Annotated in this window: 12 protein-coding genes; 6 read left to right on the top strand and 6 right to left on the bottom strand. The window is 38.1% G+C overall.

All coding sequences use genetic code 11. The features are described from left to right. Nucleotides 1-36 precede the first annotated feature (36 nt). The 6 genes from FNN09_RS14725 to FNN09_RS14710 all read right to left on the bottom strand — a co-directional run bounded on the left by FNN09_RS14725 (nt 37) and on the right by FNN09_RS14710 (nt 6,330). Complete coding sequence (locus FNN09_RS14725) at nt 37-1,578, bottom strand: arylsulfatase (RefSeq protein ID WP_143303134.1); 1,542 nt, start codon at nt 1,576-1,578, stop codon at nt 37-39. A 177-nt stretch (nt 1,579-1,755) separates the two neighbouring features. Further along, a complete protein-coding gene (locus FNN09_RS21175; RefSeq protein WP_185969025.1) occupies nt 1,756-1,917 on the bottom strand; it encodes a hypothetical protein in 162 nt (53 codons plus the stop codon). A gap of 206 nt (nt 1,918-2,123) precedes the next feature. After that, complete coding sequence (locus tag FNN09_RS21170; RefSeq protein ID WP_185969024.1) at nt 2,124-2,291, bottom strand: hypothetical protein; 168 nt, start codon at nt 2,289-2,291, stop codon at nt 2,124-2,126. 506 nt (nt 2,292-2,797) lie between these two features. Beyond that, entirely contained in the window at nt 2,798-3,451 is a 654-nt protein-coding gene (locus tag FNN09_RS14720; protein WP_143303133.1) for a response regulator transcription factor, read from the bottom strand. 1 nt (nt 3,452) lies between these two features. After that, a complete protein-coding gene (locus tag FNN09_RS14715; RefSeq protein ID WP_143303132.1) occupies nt 3,453-5,198 on the bottom strand; it encodes a PAS domain-containing protein in 1,746 nt (581 codons plus the stop codon). A gap of 199 nt (nt 5,199-5,397) precedes the next feature. Beyond that, on the bottom strand, nt 5,398-6,330 hold the full coding sequence (locus tag FNN09_RS14710; RefSeq protein ID WP_143303131.1) for a bile acid:sodium symporter family protein: 933 nt from the start codon (nt 6,328-6,330) through the stop codon (nt 5,398-5,400). Nucleotides 6,331-6,666: 336 nt separating this feature from the next. Here FNN09_RS14710 and FNN09_RS14705 point away from each other — a divergent pair, with 336 nt between their 5' ends. The 6 genes from FNN09_RS14705 (at nt 6,667) to FNN09_RS14680 (ending at nt 13,421) form a co-directional block, all read left to right on the top strand. After that, entirely contained in the window at nt 6,667-7,710 is a 1,044-nt protein-coding gene (locus FNN09_RS14705) for a heparan-alpha-glucosaminide N-acetyltransferase domain-containing protein (RefSeq protein WP_143303130.1), read from the top strand. A gap of 423 nt (nt 7,711-8,133) precedes the next feature. Then, entirely contained in the window at nt 8,134-8,643 is a 510-nt protein-coding gene (locus tag FNN09_RS14700; protein WP_143303129.1) for a hypothetical protein, read from the top strand. A 198-nt stretch (nt 8,644-8,841) separates the two neighbouring features. Beyond that, entirely contained in the window at nt 8,842-9,738 is an 897-nt protein-coding gene (locus FNN09_RS14695) for a leucine-rich repeat domain-containing protein (protein WP_143303128.1), read from the top strand. A 595-nt stretch (nt 9,739-10,333) separates the two neighbouring features. Next, nucleotides 10,334-12,151, top strand: a complete 1,818-nt coding sequence (locus FNN09_RS14690; RefSeq protein ID WP_143303127.1) for a hypothetical protein — start codon at nt 10,334-10,336, stop codon at nt 12,149-12,151. A 91-nt stretch (nt 12,152-12,242) separates the two neighbouring features. Beyond that, nucleotides 12,243-12,755 (top strand): YcxB family protein, encoded by a 513-nt coding sequence (locus FNN09_RS14685; RefSeq protein ID WP_143303126.1) that lies wholly within the window; start codon nt 12,243-12,245, stop codon nt 12,753-12,755. Nucleotides 12,756-12,797: 42 nt separating this feature from the next. Continuing rightward, complete coding sequence (locus FNN09_RS14680; protein WP_143303125.1) at nt 12,798-13,421, top strand: hypothetical protein; 624 nt, start codon at nt 12,798-12,800, stop codon at nt 13,419-13,421. Nucleotides 13,422-13,837: the final 416 nt, after the last annotated feature.

Here is a 13,837-nt window from a genome sequence, read left to right as displayed (position 1 = left end):
GATACCGATGCGGTTTAAAATATTCTTTTAAATTATCTATTCTCCGGCGCCTGCTTTTTCAATCTGATTCATAATGGCAGCCGCACCAATACCAGCTCCTTTCTGTCGTGGAGGAAAGGCCTCTAAACTCTTAACAAACTCTCTTACTGGTGGAGTAATCATTGGTAAGATCCACGTTTTTTCTTTCATCCATAGGAAGTGTCCCTTTGTTTCAGGTGTCCTTTCGTATGGATCTAGTTTAATATCGATAATCATACCTGCTGGTATTTTCTCACTTGCTTTTATCCATTCATCCTTTACAGCTAAATGAATCTTCCAGTTATCAACACGAATGGCATTTAAATCATTCTCTCCAAAGTAAAAGAACTCACGACGTTTTGTTTTACCTTTACCTGTAAGCATATCCATTTGGTTGTAACCATCAATGTGTACCTTATATTCTTTACCATTCACTTTTTTACCTTCAAGCAATTCTTCTTTGATATCTTCTTCGCCAATAGCTGCCATTAAGGTAGGCAACCAATCTTCGGCAGTCATAAATTCACCAGTGTGTTGTCCAGCTTCAATTTTACCTGGCCAACGAACCAACATCGGCACACGTAAACCACCGTCCCATGTTGTTCCTTTTTCGCCTCGGAAGCTTGCAGTTCCTGCACTTGGCCAATGCGAAAGGTTAACACCATTATCCGATGTAAATAATAAAATTGTATTGTCGGCCACGCCCATTTCATCAAGCTTATTCAATAGCTCACCAATTAAGTAATCCATGTGCATCAGTCCATCGGCATATTTACCATGACCACTCTTACCAGCCCATTCGTCACTCACAAAAATCTCCTGGTGCATACGTGTTGGACAGAACCATAAGAAAAACGGATCACCTTCCTTTTTGGTACGATCTAACCAGTCTATGGAAATATCTAATACCTCATCGTCAAAAGTCTCTTGTCGCTTAGCATACAAAGTTCCTCTATCCTCGATGGTTTGTTTACCTACTTTACCAAAACGCGGGTCAACAGTTGAATCATCCACATCGCTGGCTTTTGTGTATAGTACATTACGAGGCAAGCCCGGGTAGTTAGGATCCTTTGGAAACTCAGGTTGTTCAGGCATGTTCATCATGTTCAAGTGATAAAGCACACCAAAAAACTCATCAAAACCATGAACAGTGGGTAAGTGCTCATTACGATCGCCCACATGGCTCTTGCCAAATTGAGCGGTGGCATAACCTTTATCTTTTAATAACTCTGCTAGTGTAACATCTTCGGCTTGCATGCCCAAATGTGAGCCAGGCTGACCAACAGATGTTAGTCCCGTACGAATAGGATATTGTCCTGTAATAAATGCAGCACGACCAGCTGTACAACTAGGATGTGCATAAAAATCACTGATCATCATGCCCTCTTTGGCAATACGATCGATATTGGGTGTTTCAACAGCACCCAAACCGCGATGGTAGGCCGATATGTCCATTGGTGCCACATCATCGGTGGTAATTACCACAATGTTTGGCTTTTGAGCAAATAGGAATGTTGAACAAAACAATAGGCTCATTAGTGTTAAAAGTCTGACTTTCATAATAGTAGTTTTAAATTGATTAGATTTTAAAGGCATAGAGATCATTTCCTTATTGTAATGCGAAAAAAGCTATTTTCACTCATAGATACAAGTATCTCAAACTCCTATTTAAAGCCTCCCCGCCCTTTGGCAGGGAGATTGGGGAATTCAAGAGCAAACTTGAATTGGGAATTAATATTAATGCGGCTCAATATTAGGAGGCAGTGGATTTTCTATCCCTTCAGGTGGCAAGGGCTGAACGGGTTGTTCTGGCTGCGGGTCATCATCGTTATTACACGATACTAAACTCACTGAGGCAACTATGGCCATGGCTGTAAATAAAAATCTAAATCTCTTCATCGTTCTAAATTTTAAGTGGATAATTAAATTTTACATTACAAAGATGCAGGATCGAGACAGCCAATTTCTGAGGGCAAAACTTAAATGGGAGAGTTAGGTGTTTCCCTTAGGTCAAAATTAAGCCACCTTTAAATAACAAATCCCCACATCATTGATGCAGGGAAGTGTAAACTCAGATATTATCCATAATATCAGAATGATTTACTTTAATAAGGTGTCACTTCCGGATTTTCGGGTAGTGGCTGCTCAATATACTCGGGTGGTAATGGTTGAACGGGTTGTTCTGGCTGCGGATCATCATCGTTATTACATGATACTAAACTCACTGAGGCGACAATGGCCATTGCTGTAAATAAATACTTTAACTTCTTCATCTTTCTAATTTTTAAGTGGATAATTAAATATTACATTACAAAGATGCAGGGTTGCGACTGTCAATTTCTGAGGGCAAAACGTAAATGGGAGAATTAGGTGTTTCACTTAAGCAATGAACAGTCATTAGATCAACGAATTAAATAAAAAGTAACACCACATGGAAGCGTCAAGCCTCTAAGCTATTGAGGATAGCAGGGCATACGCATTTAAGATTTATACCTTTGCTCTAGCCGCAAGTGCTTTTGGCTGCGCCGATTTTCAATTCATTTTTGGCAACAGCCCCAAAAACGGAAACAAAAAAGGCAGCGACTGCACCACTCGCTTACCCAATAACTCAACGTTTCTGGAAAAATTTAAAGATTTGCAGCTTCGAGCCAAATTTTTCTACCCTCCACTTATGAGATTGGGTCCCAAGCTGCGTTGCTGTGGTCGGTTGATTTACAGCTTTATTTTAAATGCGTTTGCCGTGTTGAGGATAGTTGCCAGCCCCAATTACAAGTATGGTTTACAAGTCATCGAACAGCTTACGCTCCACGGCAAATAGCACCAAGCCAGCAATATTTTTACAACCTGTTTTATCAAGTAGATTACGTTTATGGGCTTCTACTGTTCTGTTCGATATAAATAACTCATCCGCTATTTCCTGGTTGCTTTTTTCCTTACAAATCAAGTGTAGAATTTCATTTTCACGTTTGGTCAATGGAATCTCGGTTACCAGGCGTTTTTTAGGTGTCGGTTGTGCAGTAAGGCCTTCCATAATAATGCCCGTTACTTCCTGACTATAATATGTCGATCCTGTACTAACGGTCTGTATGGCAGTCTGCATCTCTTCTTCTGTACAATCTTTTAGAATGTATCCTTTTGCACCAGCACCCAACATTTTCTTAATGTTATAAGGCTCATTCATCATGGTAAGTGCCAGGATATTAATAGCCGGATAAAGCTTGCTGACCTCTTTACACAAGTCAATGCCATTCATCTCAGGCATCATCATATCAGTAACCAATACGTCAATTGTAACATCAGCTAGTAAATCAAGAGCCTCTTTCCCATTGCTGGCTTCTCCAACAACTTCAAAAACATCAGCATCCAAAAACGCTTTTAATCCTTTGCGAACCATGGCATGGTCATCTACCAATACTATTTTAATCGTCTTCATATTATAAGCTTAGTTCAATTAATATTTGTGTGTCTCTTCCCAAATCCGTTTCTATTTGATAAAAAGCACCAATGGATTCGGCTCTGGTTCTCATACTGTTTAAACCAAATGAGCCACCCTCTTTTTTAAGATCAAACCCAAGGCCATCGTCTTCAATGGTTAAAGTCACAATGTTATTGCGTTTAAACAGTTGAATGATGCATTCCTGGGCCTTGGCATATTTAAGCACATTATTGACCGCCTCTTGCACAATGCGGTACATGGTCATTTCAGCCGCCAGCGGAAGACGTTCTTCATTTAGGTTTTGATAAAACTGAATATCGGTATCCGAAGAGCCTTTCAGTGCTCCCACTAAAGCATCAATAGCTAAAGCAAGGCCATTTTCATCAACAACTTTTGGCATTAACTTATGTGCCAAGAAGCGACTATCACTTATGGCCTTTTTCAAATAGTCATAACCTGTTTGATATCGCTCAGTTAACAATTCATCGTCCGTGCCTATGGATGAACGTACCTTTTCGAAGTTAAGCAATGCTGTTGACATCGTTTGTTGCAATGAATCATGTATATCGCGGGCTATGCGACTGCGCTCCCGATCTTCGGTCTCCAAAATGGCATTGGTAGCCCTTTCCTCTGCTTTTACCCTATCGGTGATATCCATAAAAATACCAACCACACGTTGGGCTACCCCAGAACTTTCGCGCGATGAGTTACCACGGCAACGGCACCATCTTAATTCTCCAGTTTTGGAATAAAAGCGAACATCGATATTAAATGATTGCCCCTCTTGAATGTGTTGCTCCAGATGATGCTTAAATTTAGAACGGTCGTCGATATGCATGACATCTAACAAAAAGTCCATCTGTGGTTTTACTTCGTGTGGAGCATAGCCCAATAGATGAAGATGTGATGGCGACCAGGTCAGTTTCGACTGATTGACCTGGTAATCCCATATGCGAGCTCCAGATCCTTCTACGGCCAAACGAAAACGCTCATCACTCTTCTGTAGTTCATCCTGCATTTGTTTTTGTCGTTCAACACCCGACTTAAACAAGGCATCTTGTTGTGCTTGTCTGTTAACACGTTTCAGAATCAGGAATAATACCACCAATGAAAAAGCGATTACACTTATGAGTAATGCCAGTACCACATGATACAGGCGCATGCCTTCTTTAATATTTTCTTGTCGTGCCTTTTCAGTTTGCGCCACAATGCGCTGCTCAAAAGCCACAATGGTATTTATCAACTGTCGTTTGTTATCTGCATAAGCCTTATTACTAATTAATTCAAGTGCCTGATCTCTTTTGTTAACTCTAGAATTGTCCGAATCTTTAACCATCTGCATGGCCATAGCTTCTTGTTGGTTAAGTTGAATGGATAAATAAACAGCCTTCTTTAAGAGCTCAAACTCCACTTTGCCATAACCTAACTGGCGAATGCTATCCTCCAACAGTTGAAAACCTTTGTTTTTACTTGGAAAACGGTAGAGCGATGACTCGGACAACTGCCAATAGTCTGCTTCCCACTTTTCATCGCCTGTTATAATGTAGTTTAAACAATAATGCGTTAGATCATCGTTGCGCTCTCGCAGCTGGTCACTCAGGGTGATGCTATGTAACTGACCAATCTGACTCTCGCCAAAAGATGTACGGTTTTTTAATAGACCCAGAAAAGCCAATAAAATAAGTAACAAAAACGCTATTACCAGGCTAAAGAGAAGAATAAAGGTCGTTTTGATTTTTAACATGCCATTATTGTGTATAGACGAAAGGTAAAATTAACAACATATTTAATGTGATGAAATTTTAAAGTAATAGGAGCTTCGTTTAGCAACTATTTTAATAAGCTATCTTTCAAGAGGCCATAGCTTACTTGAGGTATCAAATCATTCGCCACTCGAAACAAGGTTTCGAACTATTGAAAACAAGAATTACATAATCAGCTCCTTAAGCCAAAGATTGTTTCGACCAATAGAAAGCAATTGCCAAACCAGATATTATGTGCCAAATACCCCACCAACCAGCAATCAAAGCCATACCACCAGTACCTAACTCAGGTGGAAAAATACTTGGATTAAAAATAAGCACTAAAGCCAAACCACTGTTTTGAATTCCTGTCTCGATGGTGATGGTACGTCGGTTTTTGTGTCCCAACTTAAACAGTGATGCCGTACCATAACCTGTGAGCAGAGCCACTACATTATGCACTAAAACCAATAAAAACACATAGTGTATGTATCCCATAAAATGATTGAAATTGTTGGCAAAAGCAATAATCACATAGAATGCGAATATGATGATGGACATGAACTTTATGGGCTTCTTTATCTTTTCGGTAAGCCTAGCAAAGCGATAATTAAAAAGCATGCCCAACACAATGGGCATACCCACCAGCAAAAGCACCGTCTTAAACATTTCAAGCGACTCTATTTCAATAGGCACTACTAAAGGTGTTGTACTGCTGTACATACTGCCCCAGAAACCAAAGTTTAAAGGAGTAAGGAAGATGGCGAGGATGGTGGCAATAGCCGTTAGACTTACAGATAAGGCCGCATTACCTTTGGCCATTGACGATACAAAATTAGAGATATTACCTCCGGGACAGGCAGCAACCAGTATCATGCCCAGTGCTACCCCGGCCGATAAATAGGCGCCCATCAGCCATATAATAACAAAGGTAAGAGCTGGCAGTAGAATAAACTGTGTAAAAAAACCGACCATAACCGCCTTAGGTTTAACAAAAACCTGCTTAAAGTGTGCAACTTTTATTTCGAGTGCTATCCCAAACATGACGAAGAACAAGGTAAAATTTAAAGCCATAAGACCTTCTTCATTAAAATTTAACCTCAACTCATCTAGTACTTCAATACCCTCCAACATCATTTACTTTTAAAAACCACGTAAAGCTGATTATTTATTGAGAGAGTTGCAAATTATACCAATCGTTAATGCCAATAATAAACGAAAAAGTCGTAGGGTGGTATTCGAACCAAAGGCCATTCCGACATTAAATCGGCATTATATAAAACCAAATATAACGCTATACTTAAGCACCTCTTTATCAACTCACAAACTAAACAAACAAACAAACAAACAAACAAACAAACAAACAAACAAAGCATGTTCATCAATACAAAAAGGTTATTCATCAAACACATACCTCTAAGTGAAACATTATTAATAACTTAACTGCTGAACAATAGAAAATCCGACAACATGAGTAGTGACATAATCCCTCCAGTAGTTCGTAATACCCTAATTGACAGCATCAGAGGTTTTGCAATAATAATTATGATAGCGGCCAATTCATGGCCCTATTTAGCCCCCTCGAACTACTGCCCAATGGGTTTGAGAATACTGTTTTCAGTGGCCGCACCCTTGTTTATATTTCTAAGTGGTGTATCCTTGTACCTGGCTGAAGAAGCTGGTAAGTCAGCCAAACAAATACTGATAAGGGTTATTCAAATTCTGGTTGTTGCAATCATTATTGATGCTTTGGTATGGCAGATTCTTCCTTTCTACACATTCGATGTTCTTTACTTAATTGCTTTTTCATTAGCACTTATTGTTAGTATTCGGTCGTTCTCTTTAAGTTATCAACTTATTATAGTTACTGCCTTATTCTTTTTGAACCTGCTACTATTAAAATACCATCAGTTTGAGATGAGTACCTTGTCAGTATTTGCTATTAAGCAATTATCGATTATTACAGCTATCAAGCAAGCTGTAATCAGTGGTTGGTTTCCGATATTACCATGGGCAGGCGTAGCTATTACGGGCTATTTAATTGCAAAATACCGTAAGTTTTTAAAACGTTTTAAAAGCTATTGCTACCTATTGGGTATCGCCAGTATAGTAACAAGTGTGTTTATTCTTTTAACCCAAGAGAGTACAAACATTCAAGCGTTTAGAATTGGATATACTGAACTTTTTTATCCAGTAAAAGGTATCTTTTACCTCTTACTATTAGGTTTATATTGTTTACTCATTCCATTAGTTAGCACAACCTGGAAACAACAAAATTTACTATCATCCATCGGCAGGAAATCCCTTTTTATTTATTTTGTGCATATCGTCATAATAAAGTACTTTTTCTTCCCTTATATCCAAGATCCCAGCTCGTTTCAATGGTGGATTTTTACCGTACAATTACTTATTTTCTACCTTTTAATTATCGTAATTAACTATCTAATAGAGGCCAGACAAACAGATTTAAAGTATGGCAAGTACAAAAGGATTGGATTCGTAACAGGCTTATAATACCGTTCTATTCAAAACGCGCCTTTAGTTCGTTTTGAGAGATTTGTTCCAGACGTATTGTATTAGGTCTTAATTTTAAATAGCTTTAGTTTTCTCGAAAGCTTTAGTGAGACCGAGAAGTTCCGAACTTGATTCTTAAATCGCTCGGCCGCACTTAAGCTTGAGGTAAATTGAATCGGAGTGGAAATCATGAATACTTTTAAAAGGTTGACGCAATAAGAACTAATAAGGCAGTTATTTAAAATGTAGCCTTGACCTTTTATCCTTATCATTTTATATCAAAAAAAGTAAGTCCGGTTTGGGTGGATAGCTCAATTATTAAAATTAATGTTGGACAACATTGTTTCAAATGTTATCACAAGGGGCATGGCTTGATTTTTGTCGGTTTCGACCCATACTTAAATCAACTATAACTTAACAACTATGAAAAATCTTAACTCCACTCGCTTGTATCCAGCTCTAGTATTCATTTTCATCCTTACCAGCAGTTTAAACACTCACTCACAATCCCTACTCGAAAAGGTAGGTGCTATCAAAACCAATTACATTTTTACCAGTGCCAACATTCAACTACCAGTGCAATCGCAGCTAATGGTTAAACGAGGTCATTCGAGGTATAATTATTATTCCGGCGTTGAAGACGGCTATGGTTATGGCTATGGAATGGAAACCTGGTGGCTCGAGTTAATAAGCACTTCAGGCATTAGTGAAAAGAAAGTTAAAGTAAAAGGAAGACCTAAAAACTATTACCAATTTAACTTATACGATGCGCAAGGACAAGCTCTGCTAGTAACACGACTCGAGCTAAATGATGTTAAACACGTTAGCAATGGATCCACGCTGATAAGCTATTCAATCAACCTTAATAATGTGCCAGTCATATTGCTAGATAAAGCCCACGAAATTCGCATCGACAAAATTTCAGGTTACTAAAAATTAAAAGAAAGCTAATTCGAATATTACAATGTATGTATCCTGCTTTTCCTAGATAGGTAGTTGAGCTGGATAAACCAACAGGTAGCTCGATCACTGGTAAACAATCGTTAATAAACGTCTATGCATTGAACATTAAATGCTATTGGTGGTCTTACTTGTTTAATAATACACCACTACGAATAAAACCTTTAAACTATGAAATTGACCTACCCATTAATTGTACTCATTATAGTGATTATTACAGCCTGTTCAAGCGATGATAAAAACCCACTTACCGACAGTATGTACGTGAAAGTACCGGATGAGCATTTTGAAACAAAATTAGTGGAACAAGGCATCGATTCCGACGGCTTGATTAACCAACAAATCCTCAGGAGCGATGCAGAAAAGGTGACACATTTGGATTTAAACCAGGTGGCTCATTTCGGCGACATTAGTGACTTAAGTGGCATTGAAGGCTTTGTTAATCTCACATGGCTATCGGCTGCTGGCCATCAACTAGAGGTAGTGGACCTATCGAACAACACACAGCTCGACACTGTTTACCTGCTTGGCAATAAACTTAGTAGTATTGACCTGAACAACAATACCAAGTTACAGTTAGTGGATTTAATGTCGAACCAACTTGGGTCGATCACAGGCTTGTCCAAGGCCACCCTGTTAAAAGAGCTAGAGCTGTCGTGGAATGACTTTGAGACCTTAACCATTGATAACGCCACACTTGAAGTATTACACATGAGTCATAACCTACTCACGAACATTTATATTAAAGATGCCCCACAACTTACCAACATTCTTTTAAGCAGTAACAAGCTAAGAAATATTGATTTGAGCAGTAATACTCAACTCGAAACCTTGCTAATATCGGACAACCAGTTAGTGGACCTAAACCTCAACAGCAATACTCAATTGACTCACCTGTACGGATCAAGCAATTTATTGGGTAGTCTGGACCTTAGCCATAACCTCAAACTGCTAGATTTACGTATAGACAGAAATCCTTTATTAACCTGTATCAAGGTACACGAGCAACAAAAAATACCTTCAGTTTCCTTATCAGACTATCAGGTATTGAACAGCGATTGTAAGTAATCATTCACCATTCGAAACTAGGTTTCGAAGCATTAAAAATCAGTGAAAAGACGGTTTCAACGAAGAAGAAGGGACATTTGAAGCTATAAAGCTGATACGAGGATGGAACCCCATCTGAGAAGGCAATCAACCTTCCATACTCAAGACACAGAGGCTTATCCTTTTTCTCCAAAAAATGAAAACCTTGCCTTCTGTCAAAAAAAACGTGCTTACGTTTCTACCAAAACATAAGCATTTTTTACTAAAAACATAGTGACGCTTTTAAATTTCGTAAGCATGTTTTTTATTATACCCAAGTGCGTCTGATTTACAGCCACTTAGTAAACTTACAAAATATACCAAAAACAACCACCACAATAAAGGTACACCTTACCATTTTACAACTACAGTTACCCGTTAATCCTCTAACAATTACACCAAACAATTCCATCAACAGATAAAGGTTATTTATCAACAACATCGCATCAATTAAATTATAAATTATATTTTAGATGCTCTATTCGGGACATAAAGCACACTTAAACACACGAAATGTGGGATACTTCGTTAAGTGGGCTATAATATGAACACTAATATTTAACGCAAATAAGTAGCAATGAAAACAAAGTTATTTCTCATACTAAGCTTAATTCTAGCGGTAGGGAGTTGTAAAAAAGATGACCTGACAATAAACAATGGCGACCTTTACGTCACCGTTTATGCCGGCTATAATTATTCGCATGTACCCATTGAAGGAGCCAATATTTTTACGGTGCCTCCTTCACAGCAAGGCGTCACCGATGGATTTGGCTCCGTATTATTAACCGATATAGAGCCAGCCTCGTATGAGGTATACGCCAATCTAGATGGTTATGGATCGGGCAAACAAGTTGTTAGAGTTATGGCCGACTCTTTAAAATCCATTACTCTGTACATCGAGCAGGGTGTTACCACTGGATTCACTCCAGAGATAGAAGTTATTCTACCAGCTTATCCCGCTAACTTTTCTTTAAATGAAAACATTGTGTTTTCGCTCACTATTACCGATAGCGACACACCTGCAAATGAGCTAGATGTAATAATATCGAGTAACCTGGATGGAACACTGGTAGAAACGCACCCTGATGCCTCTAACAATGTTAAATTTGAAACCGCAAACTTATCAAGAGGTTTGCATGAAATTACTATTAAAGCAACAGATGCCGATGGCTATTCAACTTCAAAAATAATTACTGTATCAACCATGGCACCAGGCAACATCACTTTAGAGTCGGCAGTTGCCACATCAGGGTCAGTACACTTACAGTGGAAGAAATATGGCTTTGATGATTTCAAACGATATGAAGTTTTAAGGTCAACAACGAAGGATGGTGAAGGACATGTCATTGCATCCTTTAACGAAATTACAACGCTAAGCTACACCGATGATTTACCTCCTTTTGCCAGTGAAGTATATTACTATATCAGAGTTTCTAATAGCGACGAACAAACTAGAAATAGTAATAAGATACAAGTGATAGAACCAGCAGGCAAAATCTATTACAATGCTATTTCAGATGCGGTACATCACCCCAGCGAACCTATTGTCTTTGTTATTGATAACGCATCTCAAAAACTACTTTCAATTAACTACGAAACGCAAACCATACTCAATACCATTAGCTTAGGTGAAACAGTTGGTAAAATTGATGTTGCCGATAATGGATTTGGTTTAGAGGTTTATGTACCCAATAGCAATGGCTTTATAAAGGTTTATAATGCCAGCACCTTTAATCTGGTTAAATCAATTAATACAGGTTTAGCAACACAATGTGTGGTCAGCAATGGTAATGGCTACCTGGTGGCATCGCTTAGGCCTTCGCCATGGTGGGAACAACCAATCAGAACGTATTCCCGAAGCACAGGAATTAACATTAGTGGTAACGGAGATCATGAAGGTGATCGTATTCGTTTTATCCCTAACACCGATAAAACCATAAGCATATCGACTAGTGTCAGTCCTGTTGACATGGAATACCTTGAGATGGATAGCAATGGTAAAATACTGTTGCACAAAGATGATAGTTACCATGGTGATCATCCTCTTGATCCAAATATTTTCAGAATATCGAGCAATGGTGAATTTGCAATAACTAGTAATAAAGGTGCTGTGTATACCGCTAATAGCTCAATGACCTATAAGGGCATGGTAGATCGTGGCAGTTTGTCCTTCTCTGACTTTGCCTTTAGCAAAGATGGTAATACTATTTACGCAGGTACGTCTAACCGTACTTCGCTACAAATTATTAAATACCCCGAGTTAACACGTAATGATGAGATATTAATCAAGGGCTATCCCAAATTTCTCTTCTATTCCAATGGAGAGATTATCTCTATTAGCCAAACAGATATGAATGGCAATAATTTTGCTATTGAGCGCATAAGCATTGATTAACAACCTTTTAAACTCTTAGGCAGGGATTTGTAAGGCACGCTTGTTGTTGCATTGCAAGTCCCTGTTTTAGAAACATCAAACTACAAAAAACATGGAAATTGAATTTAAGTTTGAAATGATGGATTGGATGGCTTTACAAAAAAGCTATTTACAACACTCAAAGCAATTCCGGCGATCGAAGCTAATGATGACTGCCCTTATGCCTGTCGTATTTACTTTTTTGCTAACACTCGACATACTGAAGGGTGAGTATAATTTATTAAGCATTGGTATACTGGCCTTTATTGCTATCCTTTGGATACTATTTTTCCCAAAGTATTTAATAAAATCAACGCTTAAAAGGTCGAGAAAACTAATAGAAGAAGGCGACAACAGTGCCATACTAGGCATGCACAAACTTAAATTTGATACCAGAGGTCTTGTTCATACTCAACCCGAATCGGAACAACAGATTAATTGGAAGGGCATAATAAAACTGGAAGAATCAGCAAACCACTATTTTTTGTATAACACAGCAGTATCGGCGATTATCATTCCCAAGCAAAAAATAAGCAGTCAACTAACTCAGCTTAATGAGGTATTACACGAACATATAAAACGGTAAAATATATACAAAACCACCCAACGAATGGTTAAATACAATCACATGAATATCACTCAACACCAGACCATATTGCACAAAGCATTTATATTAATGCTCTTTTTAATGTGTAGTCAACAACAAGCATCATCACAATCAATTAATTCAAATCAAGCTGCATCACCAACGCATTTTTTAGGACTTGGAGCCGGCATTAACGACTACGGTTTGGGAATTGGTTCAGAAGTAAAAGCATATAAAAACTGTTGGGTTTATGGCAATGCAGGCATTAGTACATGGGGCTATCGATTAACGGGTGGTATTAATTTTTACTCAAGTGCAATAGGCTACAAATCATCGTTTAGTCTAGGTTATTCCTATGCTCTAGGCATTGACGATTTTGAACCAACATTGGAGGTACACAAATACAGATTTAGTGCATTTCAAGAATATATCGAAACAGAAGTTCTCATGGATCTTCATCCCATTGGAACCATCAATTTTATTTATTCTTATAACTTAAAAGTTGGTATGAAATCAAAATTTGTTTTTAGCGGAGGATACTCACTAATACTAACGAATGATATTTATGAAAATAAATCCATCTACGAACTAACTGAAAAGTCGAAGGATTTTATTGACATAATGGCTCCAGGTGGAGTTATAGTAGGGGTGAAATTTATGATTTAAGCGCCTCTCATCTAAAATAGAAAAACCATAAAAAACTCCATCTATTACAATACCTACTGTTGTACATTTCCAAACGATACTTACAATTAATTATAACTAAACAAACAATATTGTGTGGGTTAATTCATCAAAAACAAACCACCATCAGCAAGTCATAAGCACGAAATAATCATATAAAACAAGCCACAATGACAATTTCTCACACAGGTGCATGATTAATTTGGCGAGTTCCATCCCGATAAATCGGGACAAGTAGTGGCTAAAAGACAAAATATAAACACATCGTTAGTTTGTGGAATACCTAAATATGAGAAAACCAATTAGGAGTCAAACGTGATTTTTAACTTAGGCAAAAAGCTCCATCTGCTGCATTAACTTTAATAAACAGATAGATAAAATCTAAGTTTCATATTAAG

This window comes from Carboxylicivirga sp. M1479 (assembly GCF_007097485.1).
GTDB lineage: Bacteria > Bacteroidota > Bacteroidia > Bacteroidales > Marinilabiliaceae > Carboxylicivirga.
The sequence above is the reverse complement of the archived record's forward strand: the minus strand, read 5'-3'. Positions and strand labels throughout refer to the sequence as shown.

Coding starts and splice junctions, on each gene's coding strand:
- FNN09_RS21170 (WP_185969024.1), bottom strand. CDS start 2,291: ATGAAGAAGTTAAAGTATTTATTTACAGCAATGGCCATTGTCGCCTCA.
- FNN09_RS14725 (WP_143303134.1), bottom strand. CDS start 1,578: ATGAAAGTCAGACTTTTAACACTAATGAGCCTATTGTTTTGTTCAACA.
- FNN09_RS14715 (WP_143303132.1), bottom strand. CDS start 5,198: ATGTTAAAAATCAAAACGACCTTTATTCTTCTCTTTAGCCTGGTAATA.
- FNN09_RS21175 (WP_185969025.1), bottom strand. CDS start 1,917: ATGAAGAGATTTAGATTTTTATTTACAGCCATGGCCATAGTTGCCTCA.
- FNN09_RS14695 (WP_143303128.1), top strand. CDS start 8,842: ATGAAATTGACCTACCCATTAATTGTACTCATTATAGTGATTATTACA.
- FNN09_RS14680 (WP_143303125.1), top strand. CDS start 12,798: ATGAATATCACTCAACACCAGACCATATTGCACAAAGCATTTATATTA.
- FNN09_RS14720 (WP_143303133.1), bottom strand. CDS start 3,451: ATGAAGACGATTAAAATAGTATTGGTAGATGACCATGCCATGGTTCGC.
- FNN09_RS14685 (WP_143303126.1), top strand. CDS start 12,243: ATGGAAATTGAATTTAAGTTTGAAATGATGGATTGGATGGCTTTACAA.
- FNN09_RS14700 (WP_143303129.1), top strand. CDS start 8,134: ATGAAAAATCTTAACTCCACTCGCTTGTATCCAGCTCTAGTATTCATT.
- FNN09_RS14690 (WP_143303127.1), top strand. CDS start 10,334: ATGAAAACAAAGTTATTTCTCATACTAAGCTTAATTCTAGCGGTAGGG.
- FNN09_RS14710 (WP_143303131.1), bottom strand. CDS start 6,330: ATGTTGGAGGGTATTGAAGTACTAGATGAGTTGAGGTTAAATTTTAAT.
- FNN09_RS14705 (WP_143303130.1), top strand. CDS start 6,667: ATGAGTAGTGACATAATCCCTCCAGTAGTTCGTAATACCCTAATTGAC.